Source organism: Pseudomonas sp. LBUM1664 (assembly GCF_059695895.1).
Window position 1 is genome coordinate 4,906,214 of sequence record NZ_CP166791.1, and the last position, 25,478, is coordinate 4,931,691.

Genomic DNA, 25,478 nt, shown 5'->3' on the forward strand with positions numbered 1-25,478 from the left:
ATCTGGCCCACCCTCCCCGCGTGCCGGATAATGCCTAATCTTGTAACAGGCCCTTTGTCGCCGACACGCCCATGACCGAAATCGTCCTCACACTGTTCAGCGCTGCCCTGATCAACAACCTCGTGTTGCACTGGCCGCTGGGCGTTGATCCGCTGCTGGCGGCCAAGGGTAGAAGGCAAGTACATGCTCTTGGCCTGGCGACGGCGTGCCTGATGCTGATTGTCGGCACCCTGGGTTACCTGATCGACCATTGGCTGCTGGCCCCGGCAAACCTGACATCGCTGCGCCTGTTCGTGTGGCTGCCCTTGAGCGTGCTGCTGATCGGGCCATTGCTGCGCCTGCTGCCGCGCTGGCTGCCGACACTGCCGTTCGAGGGTTTGTGGCCACTGTTGCTCGGCAATGCCGGCATACTGGGCATTACGCTGCTCAACAGCCGGGATGATCAGGGCCTGGGCCACGCCATCGCCTCAAGTCTGGGCGCCGGGTTGGGGTTCTGGTGGGTGTTGAGCCTGTTCAACGATTTGCGCCAGCGCACCTTCAATAACGATATTCCCCTGCCCTTTCGTGGCCTGCCGATTCAGTTGATCGGCGCCGGACTGATGGCGGTGGCATTTCTCGGATTGCGCGGGCTGGTTAAAACATGAGTCTGATTCAACGTATCGACGCCCTGCTGCCGCAGACCCAGTGCGGCAAGTGCGGCCATCCCGGGTGCAAGCCCTACGCCGAAGGCATCGCCCAAGGCGAGCCGATCAACAAATGCCCGCCCGGCGGGCGCGAGACCATTGCGGCCCTGGCTGACCTGATGAACGTGCCGGTGCTGGAACTGGACACCAGCCGCGGCGCCGCCCCGGCGCAAATTGCCTTTATCCGGGAAGCCGAATGCATCGGTTGTACCAAGTGCATCCAGGCCTGCCCGGTGGACGCGATCGTCGGCGCGGCGAAGCTGATGCACACCGTCCTCGTCGACGAATGCACGGGCTGCGATCTTTGCGTAGCGCCCTGTCCGGTCGATTGCATCGAAATGCGACCATTGCCAGTGGCGACCGTACTGCCCATCGTCGGTGGCCTGGCCTTCAGCCTTGAGGAACAGCACGCACGAACCGCCAAGCGCAATCATGCCCGTCGGCGTTTCGAACAGCGCAATACGCGTCTGCGTCGCGAAGAAGAGCAGCGTCTGGCCGAGCGTCTGGCCCGAACCCAGCGCGCTGCCCAGGCCCAGACCCAAACCCTCGATCCAGTGCAAGCTGCCCTGGAGCGAGTGCGCGCGCAAAAAGCCGACAACGCCGATGCGGCCCTGAAAAAAGCCAAGGTGGACTTGGCCATGAGTCGGGCACAGTTGAACAAGTCCCTGAAGGCGTTCGGTCATCCACCGACCTTTGAGCAACAGTCACAATTGATCGTGCTACAGCGCCAGTTCGAAGCGGCGCAGCACGCCCTGGCGCAGTTGGAAAGCGTCGCGCCGCCCACCGCGCCAATCACTGCACCGGCTCAAAGTGCCGAGTTGAAGCGGGCAAAGATCCAACTGGCCATGCGCCGCGCCGAGCTCAGCAAGGCCCGGGCCGCCGCCGCACCGAACGAACACGTGCAAACACTGGAACAAGCCGTCAAAGACGCCGAACGCCAGGTGGACGCCCATGTCGCGTCTTGAGCCCGTGGACGAACGGCTGCGACAAGCGATGACGCGGGTGCTGCTGGCGACGCTGCCCGGCGCGTTGGCGTTGATGTGGTTTTATGGTTGGGGCGTGGCGCTCAACCTGTTGTTGTCTGGCCTCACCGCGCTGGCGGTCGAAGCACTGGTGTTGCGCTTGCGGTGCCGCCCCCTCAAACCCGAGCTGAACGACGGCAGCGCGCTGGTCAGCGCCACGCTGCTGGCCCTGGCCTTGCCGGCGTATTGCCCTTGGTGGCTGACCGTCACGGCGGCGGCCAGCGCTTTGTTGTTTGGCAAGCACCTGTGGGGCGGTGTCGGCAATAACCCATTCAACCCGGCGATGCTCGGGTACGCCCTGGTGCTGGTGGCGTTCCCTTCACATATGAATCAATGGCCCGCCCCACACGCCATGGGCTTGCTCGAAGGCCTGCAACAGGTGTTCGGCGTTCATACGGCGCCCGATGCCTGGGCCGGGGCGACCGCGCTGGGCGGCCTGCGAATCAACACAAGCCTGACCATCGATGAACTGTTCGCCAATGACCCGGCATTCGGGCGCTTCGGTGGCCGAGGTGTCGAATGGGTCAATCTGGCCTTCCTGGCGGGCGGTCTGTTTTTGCTGCAGCAACGCGTGTTCAGCTGGCATGCGCCGGCGGGCATGCTGGTCAGCCTGTTTATCGTCAGCCTGTTGTGCTGGAACGGTTCGGGTTCCGACTCCCATGGCTCGCCGCTGTTTCATCTATTCACCGGCGCGACCATGCTCGGTGCGTTTTTTATCGTGACCGAACCGGTCTCGGGCGCCAAAGCCCCACTCGCTCGCCTGCTGTTTGGCGCAGGCGTCGGACTGCTGGTGTACCTGATCCGCACCTGGGGCGGCTATCCGGACGGCGTGGCGTTTGCCGTGCTGCTGATGAACCTTGGCGTGCCGGCGCTGGACCGGTTCGTCGAGGCACGACAAAGGCAGCAGGTGACATGAAAAATCCCAGCGGCGTTGCGGTTCTGATCCTGCTGATCGGCGTCGGTATCGGTGCCACTTACCTCACCCACATCAGCACTGCCGGGCGCATCGAGGCCCAGCAGCAGGCCGTCGCGAACAGAACCTTGCTCGACGTGCTACCCGCCGACCAATATGACAACCAGCCATTGGCGCGGCCTGTCGTGGTAGCCCCGCAGACCTTGGCCCATAGCACGTTGCTGAGCGGTTACCTCGCGACCCGCGCCGGCCAGCCCACCGCTGTGTTGTTACGCAGCCAGACATTGGGTTATGAGGGCAGCATCGAATTGCTGATTGCCATCGACCCGCAGGGCCGGCTGCTGGGTGTGAAAACCCTGCGCCAATCCGAAACACCCGGCCTGGGCGCGGCAATTGCCGGCTGGCCGAATGCCTGGCTGCAAACCTTCAACGGTAAATCGCGCCAGGCGCCTGACGACAACGGCTGGGCCTTGAAAAAGGATCAGGGGCAGTTCGACCAATTGGCAGGTGCAACGGTTACGTCCCGGGCGGTCATCCAGGCCGTTCACGATGCACTGCGTTACTTCGACGAGAACAAGGCCCAGCTGACCGGAGGGGTTGCCAATGAATAAGCCATTGATACTGACCCGCGGCCTGCTGCTCGTGCCCTTGGTCGGTGCAAGCGACTCGCTGGCAAACGCGCTGGGTTTATGGCTGGCCTGGTTTTTGATCAGCTCGGGCCATGGCTTGGCAATGGCGCTTTTACGGTCGCGCCTGACAGCGCATCAGCGGCTGCTCGCATCCGTCGTACTGGCCGCCACCCTGACCGCTTGTGCAAGCCTTGCCGCCCAGGCCTGGATGCTGCAACTGTATTGGCCGTTAAGCCTTTACATGGGCTGGATCGCCTTGAGTTGCATGGCGCTGGAGTACGACGACTTCTTCGTTGAGCCCCGCTTGCGTGCCCACCTCCGGCTGGCGGGGCTGTTCGGCATGGTGATGATCGGCCTGGGCGCTCTGCGCGAGCTGATTGGCAGCGGCATACCGTTGGCCCTGCTCGCCCCCGGCGGGTTCATTCTGCTCGGCCTGCTGCTCGCTGCTTACCAGGCCTGGACGGTCGCCAAACCCCATTCAACTCTTGAGGAAACGCCGCACCCATGAACGCCGCAAAACGCCTGGAAATATTTCGTCGCTTACACGAAGACAACCCGGAGCCGAAAACCGAGCTGGCCTATTGCTCGCCGTTCGAGTTGTTGATCGCGGTGATTCTGTCGGCCCAATCCACCGACGTCGGCGTCAACAAGGCCACAGCCAAGTTGTTCCCGGTGGCCAACACCCCGGAGGCGATCTACGCCTTGGGCGTCGAGGGGCTCAGCGAATACATCAAGACCATCGGCCTGTTCAACAGCAAGGCAAAAAACGTGATCGAAACCTGCCGCCTACTGATCGAGCGCCACGGCAGTGAAATCCCGCAGACGCGCGAAGAGCTGGAAGCGCTTCCAGGCGTCGGCCGCAAAACCGCCAACGTGGTGCTCAATACCGCGTTTCGTCAGTTGACCATGGCGGTCGACACCCACATTTTCCGCGTCAGCAACCGTACCGGGCTGGCCCCCGGTAAAAACGTGGTGGAGGTGGAGAAGAAACTGATGAAGTTCGTACCTAAGGAATTTCTCCTTGATTCCCATCACTGGCTCATCCTCCACGGGCGCTACGTTTGCCTGGCACGCAAACCTCGCTGTGGCAGCTGCCGAATCGAAGATTTATGCGAATACAAGCAAAAGACCTCGGACGATTGAGGCGCTATTGCTTTTATTGATTCATCGATTGAAAAAATCTTTTTTACCCGCCCGTGGTTTATCGATATAAGGGGCGCCAATGGCAGTCTTAGCCTGGAGTCGAACCCATGAGTGCTGGTAAAGAACAACTGGATGTAGAAGAGGATTTTACCGCCGTTGAGGCCGACGACGCGGAACCTGTCGTGGAAGTGGCGAAAACCAATCTGAGCAAACGCCGCACCATCGATAATTTGCTGGAAGAGCGCCGCTTGCAGAAGCAACTGGCTGATTACGACTTTGACCTCTGACACGTAAAAGCCTCCCTGATGGAGGCTTTTTACTGAGTACGCGTGACCGAAAACTCACACCAATCCATTACGTTGCGCCAGCTCGATCAGATCGACCAGCGAGCGGGCATTGAGCTTCAACAACAAGCGCGTCTTGTAAGTACTGACGGTCTTGTTGCTCAAAAACATCCCATCTGCAATTTCCTTGTTGGTCTTTCCGCGAGCCAATTGCTGCAGGACCATCATTTCTCGTCCGGACAAACGATCCACCATATCGGACTCGCTGGCGTTACCAAGACTCGAACGCACCGTATGCAATGCCTGGTTGGGGAAATAGCTGTAACCGGACAGCACTGCCTTGATCGCACTCAACAACTCGGTAAGGTCCTGTTGCTTGCAGACATAACCGGCCGCCCCCGTCTGCATACAACGCATGGAAAAATGCCCAGGGGCCTGCGAGGTCAGCACCAACACTTTCAAAGGTGAAGGGTTGGCGGTCAGGCGCGCAATAACCTCCAACCCATCCAGTTTCGGAATACCGATATCCAGGATAACGATATCAGGCATAAGTTCACGAGCAAGTTGCAACGCATCGACGCCATTATCAGTTTCAGCAATAACTTCATATCCATGACGCTCCATCAGCAAACGTACAGCAAGACGAATGACGGGATGATCATCCACGATCAGCACTTTATTCATGGGCAAATCCAACTTCGCTGTTCGAATTTTTAGAGCACGCACAATAGCCTAGTCATTTCTACCTTGGCATGCCGCCCCCCCTGACCGCTCGCACCGAGAGACGCAACCTACAAGCAATACAGAAAAATCCTACAAATAACCCCGGAAATAATGTGCCATGAATTTGTTTACAGTGACCGACCGGTCCTTCCCAACGACCTGACAGCCCTACGAATAGCGCGCTTTTTCTCCGCCAAACCGTCCCATACACAGGGAGATAAAAGCCGCCCCACTCATAAAAAGTAACTGAATTATTTATCGATAAAACAGCAAGCATTCCGCCCACTGGAATAAATTTTATATAGGAGCTTGCGAAATTTAATTCAACGACTTAAGCAGAATATAGTCGTCGCTGGTCACGCCACCTATACTGTTTTCAATCGTCAACAATACACCTCACGTTATTCAATCACCGAGCGTACATTACCCATGAGCATTCACCATGACCAAACCTTTGAAAACCATCAACAACCCCATGACCCTCATTGCCATATTCGCAACGTTATCCGAAACATCCGCGGCGATCTCCCTGCCTTTTCTGGATGATCAGGACCGTGAATATTATCTCTGGTTCTTGATCAGCTTTCCGTTTTATCTATTGCTGCTTTTTTTCATCACACTCAACTTCAACTATCGTTCGTTATATTCACCCTCGGACTTTCGCAAGAGCAAACACTTCATAAAGAGCATGGATGACTCGACCTGCCGGCGTAGACGCACGTTACGACGAGCGAACAAGGTCAAAGGGTTATTGTTGCGCCTTCATCGACGCAGGCACGATCCACAGCAGGTCATTTTTCTGGTGGGCAGCCCATCGGAAGGCCTGATAGAAGCCTATCGATCAAAACGCTCAAAACACGTTGCGGAACACGCGGAAATCGTCGTGTACGTCATTTACAGCGGCGACAGCGCAGGCGTTGGACCAGACAGGCAGGACCGATGGAAAAGATAGCGCCGCCACAGATGGGCAGCACGGGAAAGGGGCAAAAAAACGGCCTGCTCATGGCAGGCCGTTCTCATATAGCCAGGATCAGAACAGCTTGCGACCCTTGTTCGCCGCAATGCGCATGCGCAGGGCATTGAGCTTGATGAAGCCAGCCGCGTCGGCCTGGTTGTAGGCACCGCCGTCTTCTTCGAAGGTCGCGATGTTGGCATCGAACAGTGACTCGTCGGACTTGCGCCCGGTGATGATCACATTACCTTTGTACAGTTTCAGGCGCACAACGCCATTCACATGGGCCTGGGATGCGTCGATCATCTGTTGCAGCATCAGGCGCTCAGGGCTCCACCAGTAACCGGTGTAGATCAGGCTGGCGTACTTGGGCATCAACTCGTCTTTGAGGTGAGCCACTTCGCGGTCCAGGGTGATCGATTCGATTGCCCGGTGAGCGCGCAGCATGATGGTACCGCCCGGGGTTTCGTAGCAACCACGGGACTTCATGCCGACATAGCGGTTCTCGACGATGTCCAGACGACCGATGCCGTGTTCGCCACCGATACGGTTCAGGGTTGCCAGCACGGTGGCCGGGCTCATTTCCACACCATCCAGTGCGACGATATCGCCGTTGCGATAGGTCAGCTCCAGGTATTGCGGGGCGTCAGGGGCTTTCTCCGGGGAGACGGTCCAGCGCCACATGTCTTCTTCGTGCTCGGTCCAGGTGTCTTCTAGCACGCCGCCTTCATAGGAGATGTGCAGCAGGTTGGCATCCATCGAGTACGGGGATTTCTTTTTGCCGTGACGCTCGATCGGGATCGCGTGCTTCTCGGCGTAGTCCATCAGTTTTTCACGGGACAGCAAGTCCCACTCGCGCCACGGAGCGATAACTTTCACGCCGGGTTTGAGGGCGTAGGCACCCAGTTCGAAACGCACCTGGTCGTTGCCTTTGCCGGTAGCGCCGTGGGAAATGGCGTCGGCACCGGTTTCGTTGGCAATTTCGATCAAGCGCTTGGCGATCAACGGACGGGCGATGGACGTACCCAGCAGGTACTCGCCTTCGTAAACAGTGTTGGCACGGAACATCGGGAAGACGAAGTCGCGCACGAATTCTTCGCGCAGGTCATCGATGTAGATCTCTTTGACGCCCATGGCCTGAGCCTTGGCGCGTGCAGGCTCGACTTCTTCGCCCTGCCCCAGGTCAGCGGTGAAGGTCACCACTTCGCAGTTATAAGTGTCCTGCAGCCACTTGAGGATCACCGAAGTGTCCAGGCCGCCGGAATACGCCAGAACGACCTTGTTTACGTCCGCCATGCCATCACTCCACGGGTTGTACGGAAAGCCGGGAAGTCTAACGTCCAGCGCGGATAATTTACAGAGGCGCGACAGCTTATGACGACGAAGCGACAGATTATGTCGACCGCGCGACGATCAAAGCCCAATCAGGATGTGCGCGCGGTCGCGGGGGCCTTGGCTGGAGCTGCGGCCGGCGCCGGAGCCTTGGCAGGAGCTGCTGCGGGGGCTGGCGGCGGTGTAGTCGACTGCGGTGCTGGGGCCTCGACGGGCGCCCCGCGCTCCAGGCGCACGACAACGCGGCGGTTCTTGGCCCGATTGGTGGCATTGGTGTTCGGCACCAGGGGATAGCGCTCACCGTGGAAACGCAGGGTGATCTGTGACTCCTGGAAGCCATTGGCCTTGAAGAAGTCCATGACTGCCAAGGCCCGACGGCGCGACAGCTCACGGTTGGTCAAGCGGTTACCGCTGTTGTCGGAGTGGCCGTCGAGTTCGACTCGATTGACGCTCGGGTCGGCCTTGATGAAGTCGAGCATCACTTGCAACTGAGCCTTGGCCTGGGCATCGAGTTCGACCCCCTCGCCGGGGAAGGCAATCTGGGATTGCTTCACCTGCTCGAAATTCTTCGGTAGCAGTTTCGCCACACAGCTTTGATAGTCACTGAAGGCCTTGTTGAAGCGCACCGGCAGCAGGCGGACTTCCGATACCCGCCCATCCTCGGTGTTGCGCCGCACCACAGGGCTACGCCCGTCCATCAGCCCGATGATCAGACGCCCAGCCTGGGCTTGGGAGCTGTTGAACAACACATCGCCACTGCCGATATTGACCGAGCCCAGGTTGATGTCGCCCCGCCCCGGTTGCCACGGCGCAGCGGCCGCCAACAAGGTCGCGGAACCGCCACCGAGCATCGGGTTATAGGCCTTGAGCCGGAACGTGGCCTGTTCGCCCGCCCGGCGCACGAACTCGCCGCTACCGAAATCGGTGATCGACTGGCTCAGCCGACACTCGAACTTGTCACCTTCGACCGTCCACTCAATGCTCTCCAGACGGGTCTGGAAAGTGAGCGCCATGGCGGGAAGGCTGGCAAACACACTGAGCAAGGCTAGATAACGCTGGCGCACGGGAGGCTCCACTGGCTTCTATACAAATATCGACACAGACTGAGGGCATGACGCCCGTCCGGGGCAGTGCACGGATTCGCGGCACACTTGTAGGAGCTATCGGTAACTTGCCGCAGAACTTGATAGCGGGTGCCTGAATCGGTCTTTTCCGGTAGCATTCCCCAGAGTTTGACCCGCCTGGAAGCCCCCAATGTCTGACCGCCTGACCCTGCTGCGTCCCGACGACTGGCATATTCATCTTCGCGATGGTGCTGTGTTGACCCATACCGTCGCCGATGTCGCGCGCACCTTCGGGCGCGCAATCATCATGCCTAACCTGGTTCCGCCAGTGCGCAATGCCGCCGAGGCCGACGGCTATCGCCAGCGCATCCTCGCCGCACGCCCGGCTGGCAGCCGCTTCGAACCGCTGATGGTGCTTTACCTCACCGACCGCACCCAGCCCGAAGAAATACGCGACGCCAAGGCCAGCGGCTTCGTCCATGCCGCCAAGCTGTACCCTGCCGGCGCCACCACCAACTCCGATTCCGGTGTCACCAGCATCGACAAGATCTTCCCGGCGCTGGAGGCCATGGCCGAAGTCGGGATGCCCTTGCTGATCCACGGTGAAGTCACTCGGGGCGACGTCGACGTGTTCGACCGCGAGAAACTTTTCATCGACGAGCACATGCGCCGCGTCGTGGAGCGTTTCCCGACACTCAAGGTGGTGTTCGAACACATTACTACCGGCGATGCCGTGCAGTTCGTCAACGAGGCCACGGCCAACGTCGGCGCGACCATTACCGCGCATCACCTGCTGTACAACCGCAACCATATGCTGGTGGGCGGGATTCGGCCGCACTTCTATTGCCTGCCGATCCTCAAGCGCAACACCCATCAGCAAGCGTTGCTCGACGCCGCCACCAGTGGCAGCGCCAAGTTTTTCCTCGGCACGGACTCGGCGCCCCACGCCCGGCACGCCAAGGAAGCCGCCTGCGGTTGCGCCGGCTGCTACACCGCCTATGCCGCCATCGAGATGTACGCCGAGGCGTTCGAGCAGCGCAATGCGCTGGACAAACTCGAAGGCTTCGCCAGCCTGCATGGCCCGCGTTTCTATGGCCTGCCGGTGAACACCGATCGTATTACCCTGGTCCGCGACGAGTGGACCGCCCCCGCCAGCCTGCCCTTCGGCGAGCTGACTGTAATCCCGCTGCGCGCCGGTGAAAAACTGCGCTGGCGCCTGCTGGAGGAAAACGCGTGAGTGAAGATCATTTCGACGACGAACTGGAGGGCAACGGTGGTTCGGGCGGCGCCCGTCACCCCATGGCAGCCCGGTTCCGGGGCTACCTGCCGGTCGTCATCGACGTAGAAACCGGCGGTTTCAACTCCGCCACCGATGCGCTGCTGGAAATCGCCGCAACCACCATCGGCATGGACGAAAAAGGCTTTGTGTTTCCTGATCACACCTATTTCTTCCGCGTCGAACCGTTCGAAGGCGCCAACATCGAAGCGGCCGCCCTGGAGTTCACCGGGATCAAGCTCGATCACCCATTGCGCATGGCAGTGAGCGAAGAGACGGCCATGACCGACATCTTCCGTGGCGTGCGCAAGGCATTGAAGGCCAACGGTTGCAAGCGAGCGATCCTGGTCGGCCATAACAGCAGCTTCGACCTGGGCTTCCTCAACGCCGCCGTCGCGCGCCTGGACATGAAGCGCAACCCGTTTCACCCGTTCTCCAGCTTCGACACGGCGACCCTGGCCGGCCTGGCATATGGTCAGACCGTACTGGCCAAGGCCTGCCAGGCGGCCGACATCGATTTTGATGGCCGTGAAGCCCACTCGGCCCGCTACGACACCGAGAAAACGGCCGAGCTGTTTTGCGGCATCGTCAATCGCTGGAAAGAAATGGGTGGTTGGCAGGATTTCGACGACTAGAGAGTAGAGCCATTGTGGCGAGGGGATTTATCCCCGCCGGATTGCCCTGTGCATTCCGTAGGAGCTGCCGCAGGCTGCGATCTTTTGATCTTAGGCTTTCACCCAAAGATCGCAGCCTCGTTACACTCGGCAGCTCCTACAACGCCCATAAAAAAACCGGCCTATCGAGGCCGGTTTTTTTATGCCTTGTGCGCTTACAGCTTGTCGCTGTGCTCGCCCAGGTAAGCGGCAACGCCTTCAGGGGACGCGGTCATGCCCTTGTCGCCTTTTTTCCAGTTGGCCGGGCAGACTTCGCCGTGCTCTTCGTGGAATTGCAGCGCGTCGACCAGACGGATCAGCTCTTCCATGTTACGGCCCAGCGGCAGGTCGTTGATGATCTGCGAACGGACAACGCCTTTGTCGTCGATCAGGAACGCGCCACGGAAGGCCACGCCGCCTTCGGACTCAACGTCATAGGCCTTGGCGATTTCGTGCTTCATGTCGGCAGCCATGGTGTATTTCACCTGACCGATACCGCCATTGTTGATCGGCGTGTTGCGCCAGGCGTTGTGGGTGAAGTGCGAGTCGATCGAAACGGCGACCACTTCAACGTTGCGAGCCTTGAAGTCATCCATACGGTGATCCAGTGCGATCAGCTCGGACGGGCAGACGAAGGTGAAGTCCAGCGGGTAGAAGAACACCAGGCCGTATTTGCCTTTGATGGCCGAGGACAGGGTGAAGCTGTCGACGATTTCGCCGTTGCCGAGGACGGCAGGAACGGTGAAGTCAGGGGCTTGTTTGCCTACGAGTACGCTCATTGGATATCTCCTAGTGTAATAACGTGAAAAACAAGGTTCGCATCAGCCTGTCACCCTCAGGCGACAGCCCTGTGACACGAACCCGCTTAGCAAGGACCGAACATCATACACCGCACATTTGGGCTGTCTTCAACGGTTTTTCAGTGAGCGCAAAAATCGCCGCCCTACTCCAGGGTCTCTTATTCAGCGATGGTTAAAACCGTTCGTCAGGTTGGGGCCGCTCTGGCGCAAGGGTTTCAGAAACCACTTTGACAATCATTCTCGTTAACATTAAGATCCGTCTCAATTGAGTCACAACCAGCGACGGTTCTTACTTATGTATGTATGCCTCTGCACTGGCGTCACCGACGGACAAATCCGCGAAGCAATTTATGAAGGTTGCTGCAGCTACCGCGAAGTCCGCCAAGCCACCGGCGTAGCCAGCCAATGCGGCAAATGTGCCTGCCTTGCCAAGGAAGTGGTTCGCGAAACCCTCGCCAACGTGCAAACCGCCCAGGCCTCGATCCCTTACCCGGTAGAATTTACTGCCGCGTAATAACGGATTTTCAAGGAACCGGACTCAATGTCCGGTTTTTTTATGCCTGTAAATCAAACGCTTAGCCTCCAGACGCGGAACACAAACATTCTTATTCCGATTAATTTTCATTTATTATTCAATAACTTAGGTTTGACACCCGTAGGTGCGCGGCTCAAACTCGCCCTATACACAGCTATTACAGGGCAGGCCTCGCCATGAAAGGCGACATTACAGTCATCCAGCAGCTCAACAAGATCCTCGCCAATGAGCTGGTCGCGATCAATCAATACTTCCTGCATGCGCGCATGTACGAGGATTGGGGCCTGAACAAGCTGGGCAAGCACGAGTACCACGAATCCATCGACGAGATGAAGCACGCGGACAAGCTGATCAAGCGCATCCTGTTTCTCGAAGGCCTGCCGAACGTCCAGGACCTGGGCAAGCTGCAAATCGGCGAACACACCCGTGAAATGCTTGAGTGTGACCTGCGTATCGAACGCACCGGCCACGCCGACCTGAAAGCCGCCATCGTCCTTTGCGAAAGTGTTGGCGACTTCGGCAGCCGTGAACTGCTGGAAGACATTCTCGAGTCCGAAGAAGAGCACATCGACTGGCTGGAAACCCAATTGGGCCTGATCGACAAAGTGGGTCTTGAGAACTACCTGCAATCGCAGATGGGTGAAGAGTAATTCTTCGCGTTTAACCCAATAAAAAGCCCCGCCCTCTTACGAGAGGCGGGGCTTTTTATTGCCTGGATTTCAAGACAACTGCAATCCATTGTGGGAGCGAGCCTGCTCGCGATAGCGGTGCGTCAGTCACAAATGTATTGACTGACACTCCCTCATCGCGAGCAGGCTCGCTCCCACAAATCAGGCTTCAGTCTTGTTCGCCGCAGCTTTTTCTACCGCTTCCTTGATCGTGGCCTGCAGAGAGCCGTCAGCGGCCATCTCGGTCATGATGTCGCTACCGCCGATGAGTTCACCGCCCACCCACAACTGTGGGAAGGTTGGCCAGTTGGCGTACTTGGGCAGGTTGGCGCGGATTTCCGGGTTCTGCAGGATGTCCACGTAGGCAAACTTCTCGCCACACGCCATCACAGCCTGAGCAGCCTTGGACGAAAAGCCGCACTGTGGGGCATTCGGCGAGCCTTTCATGTAAAGCAGGATGGTGTTGTTGGCAATCTGGTCTTTAATCGTTTCGATGATATCCATGGAGCACCTCGGCTTAAACTTTTGCGACTTAAGTTGTCGACACGGTGGCGCATTGTAACGGAAAGCCAAGCCCGCTGCTCGGTCTGACCCAGAGACAAATTCACGCAGCCGCCACCTTCACCGGTACACCGTTAAGCGCCGCATTGCCGGACAACTCGTCAAGCTGACAGTCATCGGTCAGGTCATTGGCACTGGAACCCGGCTGCCCGCTGGCAATGGTCATCTGCACGCCCGGCCGGGCATGGCCCCAGCCGTGGGGCAGGCTGACCACGCCTCTCATCATGTCCAGGCTGCCCTGCACCTCGACTTCGATCACGCCCACCCGCGAACTGACCTTCACTCGCTGCCCGTCGACAAGACCGCGACTGGCCAGGTCATCGGGGTGCATCAACAACTGATGACGCGGCTTGCCCTTCACCAGGCGATGAAAGTTATGCATCCAGGAGTTATTGCTGCGCACGTGGCGACGGCCAATCATCAGCAATTCATCCGGCGTGGGTGCCTGCAACGCGGCAAAGCGCTCAAGGTCGGCGAGAATCACCGCGGGTGCGGCCTGCACACGCTGATTGTCGGTTTTCAACCGCAGGGCCAGGTTGGGCTTGAGCGCGCCGAGGTCAATGCCATGGGGATGGTCGAACAGGGTCGCCAGGGACAGCTTGTGTGGCGAGGCATCCCCATACGCCCCCGCCCGCAGGCCGAAATCGATCATCTGCGCCGGCGGCATGGTCGGTTTGAGTTCCTTGCCGGTTCGAGCAGCGAAGGCCTTGGCCAGGCCGACAAAGATCTCCCAGTCGTGCAGGGCCCCCTCGGGCTTGGGCAGGATCGCCCGGTTGAAACGGGTCACGTTGCGCACCGCAAAGAGGTTGAACGTGGTGTCGTAATGATCATTTTCCAATGCCGAGGTCGATGGCAGGATCAGGTCGGCGTAGCGCGTGGTTTCATTGATATACAAATCGATGCTGACCATGAATTCCAGCCCGTCCAGCGCCTGCTCCAGTTGCCGTCCGTTGGGGGTGGACAGCACCGGGTTGCCGGCCACGGTGACCAGCGCACGAATCTGGCCCTCGCCCTCGGTGAGCATTTCCTCGGCCAGGGTCGACACCGGCAACTCGCCAGAGTACTCGGGACGCCCGGACACCCGGCTTTGCCAGCGGTTGAAATGCCCTCCCGAGGTGGTGGCGACCAGATCCACCGCCGGCTCGGTGCACAGTGCCCCGCCAACGCGATCAAGATTGCCAGTCACCAGGTTGATCAGCTGAATCAGCCAGTGGCACAGCGTGCCAAAAGCCTGGGTCGAGACCCCCATTCGTCCATAACAGACCGCTGACGGCGCGGCGGCGAAGTCCCGGGCCAGCTGCCGGATCTGCGGCGCGGGCACCGCACAGAGCGGGCTCATGGCTTCTGCCGTGAAGGTGGCAACGGCCTGGCGCACGTCTTCCAGGCCATCCACCGGCAGATGGCTATCGCGGGCCAGGCCCTCGCTGAACAGCGTATTGAGTAAACCAAACAGCAACGCAGCATCGCCACCGGGCCTTACAAAGACATGCTGGTTCGCGATGGCTGCCGTTTCGCTGCGCCGCGGATCGACCACCACCACTTTGCCGCCACGGGCCTGGATCGCCTTGAGGCGTTTCTCCACGTCCGGCACGGTCATGATGCTGCCATTGGACGCCAGCGGATTGCCGCCCAGGATCAGCATGAAGTCAGTGTGATCGATGTCCGGTATCGGCAGCAGCAGGCCGTGGCCGTACATCAGGTGGCTGGTCAGGTGATGGGGCAGTTGATCCACCGAGGTCGCGGAGAAGCGACTGCGGGTTTTCAACAGGCCCAGGAAGTAGTTGCTGTGGGTCATCAGCCCATAGTTATGCACGCTGGGGTTACCCTGGTAGACCGCCACCGCGTTCTGGCCGTGGCGTTCCTGAATGCCCGCCAGGCGTTCGGCCACCAGCGCGAAGGCATCGTCCCAGGCGATGGGCTGCCACTCGCTGCCAACCCGATGCATGGGCTGGCGCAGGCGGTCCGGATCGTTCTGGATATCTTGCAGGGCCACCGCCTTGGGGCAGATGTGGCCACGGCTAAAGCTGTCCAGCGCATCGCCCTTGATCGAGGTGATCGCCAGGCCCTGGCCGTCGGTTTCGGTGGTTTCGAGGGTCAAGCCACAGATGGCTTCACACAGATGGCACGCACGGTGGTGGAGAGTCTTGGTCATGGCCAGTCTCTGTTTTATTCGTGGCGGGCGCTTTCGGCCGCGGGAACAAAACTATGGCGCCTGATCCAGCCCTTTGCCAGCGACGTTCGTCCTGTGAATTGCCGGGCATCAGGCCCGCCGATGAAGTGGCATCAAGGCTGCTCGGGAGGCGGCGCCTGCAGTTGGATTTCTTCGATGGTTTGCACCTGTTCTTGAGCGATGGGCACCCCCGTCAGCTCGCCGATCAACCGCCAATGCTCGTCAAGCCCACTGCTGATGGTGGCCATGCGATCAATCATTCGGCGGCCTGCGGCCTTGGTCACCTCATCCTCGCTTCGCAGCAGCTCGAATGACATGGACGTCATTGAAGCCGTCAGGTGGGTCAGCGAGCGTGCCGTCAGCCCCAATAGTTCCATCAGTTGTTGCTCTTTCGAATCCATTTCGGGGCTCCTGCGTCTAAGGGCTTATTTATAACCCAGGCCTTTGCATTAGGAAATATTTCAAGCTCGACAACAACAGGCGAAATCATGGGACGACAGGCGACAAACCTACCGTAAACGATGCCGTGCCCGCCCTGCTTGATTGCCAAGCTGCGCAACGCCAGTGTACAAATGGGTCGCTGCTGTCAGGAAACCGGCCCCATACATGCCCTCGCAGCCCTGTGACGGCTTCGCTGAAATCCCCTAAAACCGTAGCCCCTATTGGTAAGACGCGACATTTCCTTATAAGATCGCGCCTTCCCCTATTTCGTCGCCCCGTGCGGCTTTTGCCGCAGGTCTCGCCCGTTTTTTTATTAAACAAGGCTTTGAGCATCTGCGGTCAGTTACAAAAAGGTAGTCAATCATGAGCGCAAGGCACTTTCTCTCCCTGATGGATTTCACGCCCGATGAGTTGCTCAGCGTGATCCGTCGAGGCGTGGAGCTCAAGGACCTGCGTAACCGCGGCGTACTGTTCGAGCCCTTGAAAAACCGTGTGTTGGGGATGATCTTCGAGAAGTCATCGACCCGCACCCGTATTTCTTTCGAAGCCGGCATGATCCAGCTTGGTGGCCAGGCGATCTTCCTGTCGCCCCGCGACACCCAGCTGGGCCGTGGCGAACCCATCAGCGATTGCGCCATCGTCATGTCGAGCATGCTCGACGCCGTGATGATCCGTACCTTTGCCCACAGCACCCTGACCGAGTTCGCGGCTCATTCCCGCGTGCCGGTGATCAACGGTCTGTCCGATGACTTGCACCCCTGTCAGCTGCTGGCCGACATGCAGACGTTCCTCGAGCACCGTGGCTCGATCCAGGGCAAGACCGTGGCCTGGATCGGTGATGGCAACAACATGTGCAACAGCTATATAGAAGCCGCGGTGCAGTTCGACTTCCAGCTGCGCATTGCCTGCCCCGAAGGCTACGACCCCAATGCCGAACTGGTCGCCAAGGCCGGAGCGCGGGTAACCGTCGTTCGTGATCCGAAACAGGCCGTGGCCGGTGCACACCTGGTGAGCACCGACGTCTGGACCTCCATGGGCCAGGAAGAAGAAACCGCCAAGCGTCTCAAGCTGTTCGCCCCGCTTCAGGTCAACCGGGCCCTGCTCGACCTGGCGGACGCCGAAGTGCTGTTCATGCACTGCCTGCCGGCCCACCGTGGCGAGGAGATCAGCTTCGACCTGCTGGATGACCCACGCTCGGTGGCATGGGACCAGGCAGAAAATCGTCTTCATGCACAAAAGGCCCTGCTTGAGTTCCTTGTCGAGCCGGCGTACCGCCACGCATGAGCCATTCGCTGTTACTGAATTTGCGCAACTTGGCCTGCGGTTACCAAAACCAGCGGGTCGTCCAGAACCTCAACCTGCACCTCAATGCCGGCGATATCGGTTGCCTGCTCGGTTCGTCCGGGTGCGGCAAGACCACAACGTTGCGAGCCATCGCCGGCTTCGAGCCGGTGCATGAGGGTGAGATCCAACTGGCCGGAGAAACCATCTCCCGCGCCGGTTTCACCCTCGCCCCGGAAAAGCGCCGCATCGGCATGGTGTTCCAGGACTACGCGCTGTTCCCTCACCTGAGCGTGGCCGAGAACATAGCCTTCGGCATTCGCAAGCATCCGAACAAGGATCGCGTGGTCGAAGAACTGCTGGAACTGGTCAACCTGAAGAACCTGGGCAAGCGCTTTCCCCATGAGCTGTCCGGCGGTCAGCAACAGCGTGTGGCCCTGGCTCGTGCACTGGCACCGGAGCCGCAGTTGCTATTGCTCGACGAGCCGTTCTCCAACCTCGATGGCGAGCTGCGACGCAAGCTTAGCCATGAGGTACGGGACATTCTCAAGGCCCGCGGCACCAGCGCGATCCTGGTCACCCACGACCAGGAAGAAGCCTTCGCCGTGAGTGACCATGTCGGGGTGTTCAAGGAAGGTCGACTGGAACAGTGGGACACGCCCTACAACCTGTACCACGAACCGCTGACACCCTTCGTCGCCAGCTTCATTGGCCAGGGCTACTTCATTCGCGGGCAGCTTGAGAGCCCGGAATCGGTGCAGACCGAGCTGGGCGTCCTGCGCGGTAACCGGGCCTACACCTGGCCCATCGGCGGCGCGGTGGACGTGCTGCTGCGCCCGGACGATATCGTCTACGCACCGGACAGCCCGCTCACCGCCAAAATTGTCGGCAAGACGTTCCTGGGGGCTTCAACCTTGTATCGCCTGCAATTGCCGACAGGCGCCCAACTGGAATCGATCTTCCCGAGCCATTCCGACCATCAGATCGGGGCCAGTGTCGGTATCCGCGTGGCGGCTGAACACCTGGTGCTGTTCCAGGCGTCGGGCAGTACGGCAGCGCACATACCACCGGTGGAAAGTGGCGTGCGGCGCTACAGCCTGTAGGAGCTGACGAGTGCAACGAGGCTGCGATCTTTCCCCTGCCAATTGAGTCCCAAGCGAAAGATCAAAAGATCGCAGGCTTCGCCAGCGCCTACAGGGCGCAGACCAGCGGGGATTAAATCCCTCGCAGGAATGTTATCAACCCAGCATCAACGTTCCACTGGCCACCAACGTCGCATTCCCGCCAATCTTCACTCGCTCGCCCTCCAGTCGACAGAACAATGCCCCGCCCCTGGCCGAGCACTGATAAGCCGTGAGCGCCTGCTTGCCCAAGCGTCGGGACCAATAGGGAATCAGGCTGCAATGGGTCGAACCGGTCACCGGGTCTTCGTTGATGCCGATGGCAGGGGCGAAGTAGCGTGAGACAAAATCATGTTTGGTTCCCGGGGCAGTCACGATGGCACCCGGCCATGGCAATTTTGCCAGGGCCGCCATGTCCGGCTTGCAATTGAGCACCGCCTGCTCCGACTCCAGCACCACGAACAGTTCGTTGGAGCTCAGCACATCCACTGCCTCGACCCCCAGGGCATTCTGGACAGCCAGGGACGCGCCCAATTCACTCGGTACAATGGCCGGAAAATCCAGCCACAAGCGATCGCCTTCGCGACTGACGCTCAACGGCCCGGACTTGCAGATGAAATCCAGTCGTTCGGCGGTTTCGTGGTAGACCTCGAACAGCACGTAGGCGCTGGCCAAGGTGGCATGCCCACATAAAGGGACTTCAGTGGTGGGGGTGAACCAGCGGATATGCCAATACTGGCCTTCGCGCACCAGAAAAGCGGTTTCAGCCAGGTTATGTTCGGCGGCGATCTTTTGCATCAAGTCATCGGCAAGCCAGGCGCCGAGCCGATAGACCATCGCCGGGTTACCGCCAAACGGTCGGTCACTGAACGCATCGACCTGATGAAACGCAAGCTGCATGGCACTTCTCCTTTTTATTGATGCGCCAGCATGAGGGCCCGAGCTCCCGGTTTTCCAGTGACAGATCAGCGCAATTTTCACCCTACAGCTTAGAGTGAAAATCCTGCCAAGGCCTCAGCCCTACACCATTGTGGCGAGGGAGCTTGCTCCCGCTTGGCTGCGCAGCAGCCACTCAGCTTTTTCAGGCCCGCCCGATAGCCGCAAACTTCGCCCCGGTATGCTCCGCCAGTACCGAAGGCGCCAGCTCTACCTCCAAACCCCGCCGTCCCGCACTGACAAAAATACTGGCGAACGGCTGGGCAGAGTTATCAATGAAAGTACGCAGCCGCTTCTTCTGCCCCAGCGGGCTGATGCCGCCGAGCAGATAACCAGTTGAGCGCTGGGCGGCGGCCGGGGCGGCCATCTCGACCTTCTTGACGCCGGCAGCATGGGCCAGGGCTTTCAAATCCAGGCTCCCGGCCACTGGCACCACCGCCACCAACAACTCACCTTTTTCGCTGGCCACCAACAGCGTCTTGAACACCTGCGCCGGATCCAGCCCGAGCTTTTCAGCCGCTTCCAAGCCATAGGACGCTGCCTTGGGATCGTGTTCGTAACTGTGAATGCGATGTTCGGCGCGCACTTTCTTAAGCAGATCCAACGCGGGTGTCATGACTGCTCCTGACAAGGAAATCAAAAAGAGTGGGGCGATTCTAAGCCATCGTCCGCCAAAAGACTTCGCGACTGGGCTGTCAGTACCGAAGCGGCCATGTCGATAAATGCGTCATTCACGCCACGAATAGTTGAAATGTGACCAATGGTTCACTTTCGACCTTTGACACCAGCGTTTCTTGTCTATATTTTTTCGAAACTGAAAGCCACAACGAATGTCTCAAGCAACACCCCGAGACCAGGATGGGGATCCTGCCTCGGAGAAACGCGCTATCGAGCTATATGTCGAACGCGCCGGACAACAACAAAAACCGAGGTTTGAATGACAATTGCTTTACAACAGCCATCCCTTAGCAGCCAATGCCTGGCCGAGTTTCTGGGGACTGCCCTGCTGATTTTTTTCGGCACTGGTTGCGTTGCAGCGCTCAAGGTCGCAGGTGCGAGTTTCGGTCTGTGGGAAATCAGCATCATCTGGGGTGTCGGCGTCAGCATGGCGATTTACCTCAGCGCAGGCGTTTCGGGCGCCCACCTGAACCCTGCCGTCAGCATTGCCCTATGCATTTTCACCGACTTCGAGAAGCGCAAACTACCTTTCTATATCGTTAGCCAAGTTGCCGGCGCCTTCTGCGGTGCGCTCCTGGTCTATACGCTGTACAGCAATCTATTTTTCGATTTCGAACAGTCCCAGCACATGATTCGTGGCACGCAAGCCAGCCTCGAACTGGCCTCGGTGTTCTCGACCTACCCGCACCCGGCACTGTCCACCGGCCAGGCCTTCGTGGTGGAAATGATCATCACCGCCATCCTGATGGGTGTGATCATGTCCCTGACCGATGATAACAATGGCCTGCCTCGCGGCCCGCTGGCGCCGCTGCTGATCGGCCTGCTGATTGCGGTGATCGGCAGCTCGATGGGGCCACTGACAGGCTTCGCGATGAACCCGGCGCGCGACTTCGGCCCTAAACTGATGACTTTCTTCGCTGGCTGGGGTGAAATTTCCCTCACGGGTGGACGCGACATCCCGTACTTCCTGGTTCCGATTTTTGCACCGATTTTTGGTGCGTGCCTGGGTGCTGCTGCCTATCGCGGGCTGATTTCCCGCCATTTGCCCAGCGCCATAACTGCTACAAAGGATGCAAAACCGGCCATTGACGGCAAGCCCAGAACGTCCTGAAACCATGGGCGCATGCTGCCGCCCTTCATGGCCTTTCCTTTTATTTACGTCCCAAGGCAATCGAAATGACCGACACTCAGAACAAGAACTACATCATTGCCCTCGACCAGGGTACGACCAGCTCGCGCGCGATCATTTTCGACCGTGATGCCAACGTGGTCTGCACCGCCCAGCGCGAATTCGCCCAGCATTACCCCCAGGCCGGCTGGGTCGAACACGACCCGATGGAAATCTTCGCGACCCAGAGCGCGGTCATGGTCGAGGCCCTGGCCCAGGCTGGCCTGCATCATGATCAAGTCGCCGCCATCGGCATCACCAACCAACGTGAAACCACCGTGGTGTGGGATAAGACCACCGGCCGGCCAATCTATAACGCCGTCGTCTGGCAATGCCGGCGCAGCACCGAGATCTGCCAGCAGCTCAAGCGCGACGGTCACGAGCAATACATCAGCGAAACCACCGGTCTGGTTACCGACCCGTATTTCTCCGGCACCAAGCTCAAGTGGATCCTGGACAACGTCGAAGGCAGCCGCGAGCGTGCGCGCAATGGTGAACTGCTGTTCGGCACCGTCGACAGTTGGCTGATCTGGAAATTTACGGGTGGCAAGGTCCACGTCACCGACTACACCAACGCCTCGCGCACCATGCTCTTCAATATTCACTCGCTGGAGTGGGACGCGAAGATGCTCGACATCCTCGACATCCCTCGCCAAATGCTGCCAGAAGTGAAGTCGTCCTCGGAAATTTATGGCCACACCAAGAGCGGCATCGCCATCGGTGGCATCGCCGGTGACCAGCAGGCCGCTCTTTTCGGCCAGATGTGCGTGGAACCAGGCCAGGCGAAAAATACCTACGGCACCGGCTGCTTCCTGCTGATGAACACGGGCGACAAGGCCGTCAAATCCAATCACGGCATGCTCACCACCATCGCCTGCGGCCCCCGCGGCGAAGTGGCCTACGCTCTGGAAGGGGCGGTATTCAATGGCGGTTCCACCGTTCAATGGCTGCGCGATGAACTGAAAGTCATCAACGACGCTTTCGATACCGAATACTTTGCCAACAAGGTCAAGGACAGCAACGGCGTGTACCTGGTGCCCGCCTTCACCGGCCTGGGCGCACCGTATTGGGACCCCTATGCCCGTGGCGCGCTGTTTGGCCTGACCCGCGGCGTACGCGTCGATCACATCATTCGTGCAGCGCTGGAGTCGATTGCCTACCAGACCCGCGATGTACTCGACGCGATGCAGCAGGATTCGGGCGAACGCCTCAAGGCCCTGCGCGTAGACGGCGGCGCGGTGGCGAACAACTTCCTGATGCAGTTCCAGGCCGACATTCTCGGTACTCAGGTCGAACGCCCGAAAATGCGTGAAACCACGGCGTTGGGCGCCGCGTACCTGGCCGGCCTGGCGTGCGGCTTCTGGGGCAGCCTGGAAGAACTGCGTGGCAAAGCGGTGATCGAGCGCGAATTCGAACCGCAACTGGACGAGCAGGCGAAAGAAAAACTCTACGGTGGCTGGAAGAAAGCGGTCAGCCGCACCCGCGATTGGGAACCCCACGAAGACGCTGAATAAGCCCAAGCCAGACGCAATGACGGCTTGAAACTGGTCGGGAGTGGATTCCTGCGGCATCATGGGCAAATTTTGCACGGCAGCCCAAAGGAAGCCCCATGAATCTGCCTCCGCGTCAGCAGCAAATCCTCGAACTGGTCCGCGAACGCGGCTACGTCAGTATTGAGGAAATGGCCCAGTTATTCGTGGTCACTCCGCAAACCATCCGCCGCGACATCAATCAACTGGCGGAAGTGAATCTGCTGCGCCGCTACCATGGCGGCGCCGCCTACGATTCGAGCGTGGAAAACACCGCCTATGCCATGCGCGCCGATCAAATGCGCGACGAGAAGCAACGCATCGCCGAAGCCATCGCTGCCCAGATCCCCGATCATGCCTCGCTGTTCATCAACATCGGCACCACCACCGAGTCCATCGCCCGGGCGCTGCTCAATCACAATCATCTGAAGGTCATCACCAACAACCTGCACGTGGCGTCGATCCTCAGCACCAAGGACGATTTCGAAGTCCTGATAGCTGGCGGCAACGTACGGCGTGACGGCGGCGTGGTGGGTCAGGCCAGCGTGGACTTCATTAACCAATTCAAGGTTGACTTCGCCCTGGTGGGCATCAGCGGTATTGATGAAGACGGCAGCCTGCTGGATTTCGATTACCAGGAAGTTCGGGTCTCCCAGGCGATCATCGCCAACGCCCGGAAAGTGCTGCTGGCCGCCGACTCGAGCAAATTCGGGCGCAACGCCATGGTCCGCCTGGGCCCCATCAGCCTGATTGATTGCCTGGTGACCGACCAGCAACCGGTGCCGGCCCTGGCGCAATTGCTGAGCCAACACAAGATCAGGCTGGAAGTGGTCTGACTTCACCCGCGGTACCCTGTGGCGAGGGAGCAAGCTCCCTCGCCACAGAAGCGTTTTTCGCCCCCCATGATCCTCTTCATGTTCGTAAATTTTCCTTTCACCATCCTTTGATCAGTATTTTCAATCGAAGTCGACTGGCTGTTGCCGTATTTATGGGCTAGTATTTTCGCAAATGAACATTAATGTTCGAATTCAAATATTCCAACATGCCGAAAAAGAGCCCGAGGCCAGCCGATGCCCACTTCTACCTTGCCTACGCCCCCTCTCGCTGAGGTTTACGACATCGCCGTCATTGGTGGTGGTATCAACGGCGTGGGGATTGCCGCAGACGCTGCCGGTCGCGGTCTTTCGGTGTTCCTTTGCGAAAAGGACGACCTGGCCAGCCACACGTCGTCGGCCAGCAGCAAGCTGATCCACGGCGGCCTGCGCTACCTCGAACATTACGAATTCCGCCTGGTGCGCGAAGCACTGGCCGAACGCGAAGTGCTGCTGACCAAGGCCCCGCACATCGTCAAGCAGATGCGCTTCGTGCTGCCTCACCGCCCGCACTTGCGTGCGGCCTGGATGATTCGCGCCGGTCTGTTTCTCTACGACCACCTGGGTAAGCGTGAACAGCTCGCTGGCTCTAAAAGCCTGAAATTCGGTGCCGACAGCGCATTGAAGAGCGAGATCACCAAAGGCTTCGAATACTCCGACTGCTGGGTCGATGACGCGCGCCTGGTGGTGCTCAACGCCATGGCTGCCCGGGAAAAAGGCGCTCATGTCCACACCCGGACTCGCTGCGTGAACGCCCGCCGCAGTAAAGGCTTGTGGCACTTGCATCTGGAACGCGCCGACGGCAGCCTGTTTTCGATCCGCGCCAAGGCGCTGGTGAACGCCGCTGGCCCGTGGGTCGCCAAGTTCATTCGCGATGACCTGAAGATGGAGTCGCCCTACGGCATCCGCCTGATCCAGGGCAGTCACCTGATTGTGCCGAAACTCTACGCAGGCGAGCACGCGCACATTCTTCAAAACGAAGACCAGCGCATTGTGTTCACCATTCCGTACTTGAACCAGTTCACCCTGATCGGCACAACCGACCGCGAATACACGGGCGACCCGGCCAAAGTGACGATTACCGATGGCGAAACCGATTACCTGCTGAAGGTGGTCAACGCTCACTTCAAAAAGCAGATCAGCCGCGACGATATCCTGCACAGTTATTCCGGTGTTCGTCCGCTGTGCAACGACGAATCCGACAACCCGTCGGCCGTCACCCGGGATTACACCCTGGCGCTCTCTGGCAGTGGCGAAGAAGCCCCGTTGCTGTCGGTGTTCGGCGGTAAGCTGACCACCTACCGCAAGCTGGCCGAGTCGGCCATGGCACAGTTGGCCCCGTATTTCACTCAGATGCGCCCGAGCTGGACCGCCGTAGCTGCCCTCCCCGGCGGCGAAAACATGACCACCCCGCAGGCGCTGTGCTCGGCGCTGCGCGACAAGTTCGACTGGCTGCCCACTGACATCGCTCGCCGCTGGGCCACCACCTACGGCAGCCGCACCTGGCGCATGCTCGAAGGCGTGCACAGCCTCGGCGACCTGGGCGAACACATCGGTGCGGGCCTGTACACCCGGGAAGTCGACTACCTATGCAGCGACGAATGGGCCATCGATGCCCAGGACATCCTCTGGCGCCGCAGCAAACTGGGCCTGTTCACCACCCCGGCCGAACAGGAGAAACTGCAGCAGTACCTGAATAAGGTTGAGCACAATCGCCGCAAGATCGAAGCGGCCTGATCGGTTAACCGCTTACACGAAAGCCCCTGAATCCTGCGATTCAGGGGCTTTTTGCATTCTGCAATCCCCGTTTATCCCCTGTGGGAGCGAGCCTGCTCGCGATGGGGCCATCGGCCTCCACATCAACGGGTCTGACATACCGCTATCACGAGCAGGCTCGCTCCCACAGGGATTGATGTGAGCCGTAAATATATTCGGTTTTCCGAACGCGACCCACCCATCAATTCGGCTAACCGGATGATCTGGTTGCCAAAAATCCGCAACAAAACATTAATTACCATTAAAAACAACACGTTAACCATGAGCT

27 protein-coding genes are annotated in these 25,478 nt (G+C 59.3%); 18 read left to right on the forward strand and 9 right to left on the reverse strand.

The annotated features are described in order from the left end of the window. Positions 1–71 precede the first annotated feature (71 nt). From ACA047_RS23020 to ACA047_RS23050, 7 genes are all read left to right on the forward strand, one after another. Positions 72–644 (forward strand): Rnf-Nqr domain containing protein, encoded by a 573-nt coding sequence (locus ACA047_RS23020; protein ID WP_497353259.1) that lies wholly within the window; start codon positions 72–74, stop codon positions 642–644. Next, entirely contained in the window at positions 641–1,648 is a 1,008-nt protein-coding gene (gene rsxB, locus ACA047_RS23025; RefSeq protein ID WP_497353261.1) for an electron transport complex subunit RsxB, read from the forward strand. Before ACA047_RS23020 ends, rsxB begins: the two co-directional genes overlap by 4 nt. Continuing rightward, entirely contained in the window at positions 1,635–2,621 is a 987-nt protein-coding gene (locus tag ACA047_RS23030; RefSeq protein ID WP_497353263.1) for an RnfABCDGE type electron transport complex subunit D, read from the forward strand. The genes rsxB and ACA047_RS23030 overlap by 14 nt, the downstream gene beginning before the upstream one ends. Next, positions 2,618–3,229: an RnfABCDGE type electron transport complex subunit G gene (locus tag ACA047_RS23035; RefSeq protein WP_497353265.1), complete on the forward strand. Its 612-nt coding sequence runs from the start codon at positions 2,618–2,620 to the stop codon at positions 3,227–3,229. Before ACA047_RS23030 ends, ACA047_RS23035 begins: the two co-directional genes overlap by 4 nt. After that, positions 3,222–3,755 carry an Rnf-Nqr domain containing protein gene (locus tag ACA047_RS23040; RefSeq protein WP_497353267.1) on the forward strand — a complete coding sequence of 178 codons (534 nt, stop codon included), beginning with the start codon at positions 3,222–3,224 and terminating at the stop codon, positions 3,753–3,755. Before ACA047_RS23035 ends, ACA047_RS23040 begins: the two co-directional genes overlap by 8 nt. After that, positions 3,752–4,390, forward strand: coding sequence for an endonuclease III (nth, locus tag ACA047_RS23045; protein WP_497353269.1), 639 nt, complete (start codon positions 3,752–3,754; stop codon positions 4,388–4,390). The genes ACA047_RS23040 and nth overlap by 4 nt, the downstream gene beginning before the upstream one ends. Before the next feature lie 107 nt (positions 4,391–4,497). After that, a complete protein-coding gene (locus tag ACA047_RS23050; RefSeq protein ID WP_497353271.1) occupies positions 4,498–4,677 on the forward strand; it encodes a PA3496 family putative envelope integrity protein in 180 nt (59 codons plus the stop codon). Positions 4,678–4,731: 54 nt separating this feature from the next. Here the strand turns inward: ACA047_RS23050 and ACA047_RS23055 are convergent, their stop codons facing one another. After that, entirely contained in the window at positions 4,732–5,358 is a 627-nt protein-coding gene (locus ACA047_RS23055; RefSeq protein WP_256231297.1) for a response regulator transcription factor, read from the reverse strand. A 481-nt stretch (positions 5,359–5,839) separates the two neighbouring features. On the opposite strand from ACA047_RS23055, the gene ACA047_RS23060 reads away from it, so the two are divergent. Then, positions 5,840–6,349 (forward strand): hypothetical protein, encoded by a 510-nt coding sequence (locus tag ACA047_RS23060; RefSeq protein ID WP_497353274.1) that lies wholly within the window; start codon positions 5,840–5,842, stop codon positions 6,347–6,349. Between the two features lie 78 nt (positions 6,350–6,427). Here the strand turns inward: ACA047_RS23060 and ACA047_RS23065 are convergent, their stop codons facing one another. Continuing rightward, a complete protein-coding gene (locus tag ACA047_RS23065; protein WP_497353276.1) occupies positions 6,428–7,645 on the reverse strand; it encodes an argininosuccinate synthase in 1,218 nt (405 codons plus the stop codon). Between the two features lie 128 nt (positions 7,646–7,773). Continuing rightward, a complete protein-coding gene (locus tag ACA047_RS23070; RefSeq protein ID WP_497353278.1) occupies positions 7,774–8,745 on the reverse strand; it encodes a flagellar protein MotY in 972 nt (323 codons plus the stop codon). A 190-nt stretch (positions 8,746–8,935) separates the two neighbouring features. On the opposite strand from ACA047_RS23070, the gene pyrC reads away from it, so the two are divergent. Together pyrC and rnt are read left to right on the forward strand one after the other, a co-directional pair. After that, positions 8,936–9,982, forward strand: coding sequence for a dihydroorotase (gene pyrC / locus ACA047_RS23075; protein WP_497353280.1), 1,047 nt, complete (start codon positions 8,936–8,938; stop codon positions 9,980–9,982). Next, on the forward strand, positions 9,979–10,656 hold the full coding sequence (gene rnt / locus ACA047_RS23080; protein WP_497353282.1) for a ribonuclease T: 678 nt from the start codon (positions 9,979–9,981) through the stop codon (positions 10,654–10,656). Before pyrC ends, rnt begins: the two co-directional genes overlap by 4 nt. A gap of 194 nt (positions 10,657–10,850) precedes the next feature. On the opposite strand, the gene ACA047_RS23085 is transcribed toward rnt, so the two are convergent. Next, positions 10,851–11,453, reverse strand: a complete 603-nt coding sequence (locus ACA047_RS23085; protein WP_003204949.1) for a peroxiredoxin — start codon at positions 11,451–11,453, stop codon at positions 10,851–10,853. Positions 11,454–11,769: 316 nt separating this feature from the next. On the opposite strand from ACA047_RS23085, the gene ACA047_RS23090 reads away from it, so the two are divergent. Together ACA047_RS23090 and bfr are read left to right on the forward strand one after the other, a co-directional pair. Continuing rightward, positions 11,770–11,988, forward strand: a complete 219-nt coding sequence (locus tag ACA047_RS23090) for a bacterioferritin-associated ferredoxin (protein WP_497353285.1) — start codon at positions 11,770–11,772, stop codon at positions 11,986–11,988. 197 nt (positions 11,989–12,185) lie between these two features. Beyond that, on the forward strand, positions 12,186–12,659 hold the full coding sequence (gene bfr, locus ACA047_RS23095; protein WP_497353287.1) for a bacterioferritin: 474 nt from the start codon (positions 12,186–12,188) through the stop codon (positions 12,657–12,659). A gap of 180 nt (positions 12,660–12,839) precedes the next feature. Here bfr and grxD read toward each other — a convergent pair whose 3' ends face one another. The 3 genes from grxD to plzR form a co-directional block, all read right to left on the reverse strand. Then, positions 12,840–13,181 (reverse strand): Grx4 family monothiol glutaredoxin, encoded by a 342-nt coding sequence (grxD, locus tag ACA047_RS23100; RefSeq protein ID WP_497353289.1) that lies wholly within the window; start codon positions 13,179–13,181, stop codon positions 12,840–12,842. Between the two features lie 100 nt (positions 13,182–13,281). After that, positions 13,282–15,390, reverse strand: coding sequence for a molybdopterin oxidoreductase family protein (locus ACA047_RS23105; RefSeq protein WP_497353291.1), 2,109 nt, complete (start codon positions 15,388–15,390; stop codon positions 13,282–13,284). 131 nt (positions 15,391–15,521) lie between these two features. Then, positions 15,522–15,809, reverse strand: coding sequence for a PlzR type 4 pili assembly inhibitor (gene plzR, locus ACA047_RS23110; RefSeq protein ID WP_497353293.1), 288 nt, complete (start codon positions 15,807–15,809; stop codon positions 15,522–15,524). A gap of 403 nt (positions 15,810–16,212) precedes the next feature. Between plzR and argF the strand changes: the two genes are divergently transcribed. Both argF and ACA047_RS23120 read left to right on the forward strand, forming a co-directional pair. Further along, positions 16,213–17,133, forward strand: coding sequence for an ornithine carbamoyltransferase (gene argF, locus ACA047_RS23115; RefSeq protein ID WP_497353295.1), 921 nt, complete (start codon positions 16,213–16,215; stop codon positions 17,131–17,133). Continuing rightward, entirely contained in the window at positions 17,130–18,233 is a 1,104-nt protein-coding gene (locus ACA047_RS23120; protein ID WP_497353297.1) for an ABC transporter ATP-binding protein, read from the forward strand. Before argF ends, ACA047_RS23120 begins: the two co-directional genes overlap by 4 nt. Positions 18,234–18,368: 135 nt before the next feature. Here the strand turns inward: ACA047_RS23120 and ACA047_RS23125 are convergent, their stop codons facing one another. Then, positions 18,369–19,151, reverse strand: a complete 783-nt coding sequence (locus ACA047_RS23125; RefSeq protein WP_497353299.1) for a PhzF family phenazine biosynthesis protein — start codon at positions 19,149–19,151, stop codon at positions 18,369–18,371. Positions 19,152–19,332: 181 nt separating this feature from the next. Beyond that, on the reverse strand, positions 19,333–19,803 hold the full coding sequence (gene ybaK, locus ACA047_RS23130) for a Cys-tRNA(Pro) deacylase (RefSeq protein WP_497353301.1): 471 nt from the start codon (positions 19,801–19,803) through the stop codon (positions 19,333–19,335). 321 nt (positions 19,804–20,124) lie between these two features. On the opposite strand from ybaK, the gene ACA047_RS23135 reads away from it, so the two are divergent. From ACA047_RS23135 to glpD, 4 genes are all read left to right on the forward strand, one after another. Continuing rightward, a complete protein-coding gene (locus tag ACA047_RS23135; RefSeq protein ID WP_497353303.1) occupies positions 20,125–20,976 on the forward strand; it encodes an MIP/aquaporin family protein in 852 nt (283 codons plus the stop codon). Positions 20,977–21,041: 65 nt separating this feature from the next. Beyond that, positions 21,042–22,547 (forward strand): glycerol kinase GlpK, encoded by a 1,506-nt coding sequence (gene glpK, locus ACA047_RS23140; RefSeq protein WP_497353305.1) that lies wholly within the window; start codon positions 21,042–21,044, stop codon positions 22,545–22,547. Positions 22,548–22,642: 95 nt separating this feature from the next. Beyond that, positions 22,643–23,398: a DeoR/GlpR family transcriptional regulator gene (locus ACA047_RS23145; protein ID WP_497353307.1), complete on the forward strand. Its 756-nt coding sequence runs from the start codon at positions 22,643–22,645 to the stop codon at positions 23,396–23,398. 234 nt (positions 23,399–23,632) lie between these two features. After that, complete coding sequence (gene glpD, locus ACA047_RS23150; protein ID WP_497353309.1) at positions 23,633–25,171, forward strand: glycerol-3-phosphate dehydrogenase; 1,539 nt, start codon at positions 23,633–23,635, stop codon at positions 25,169–25,171. Positions 25,172–25,478: the final 307 nt, after the last annotated feature.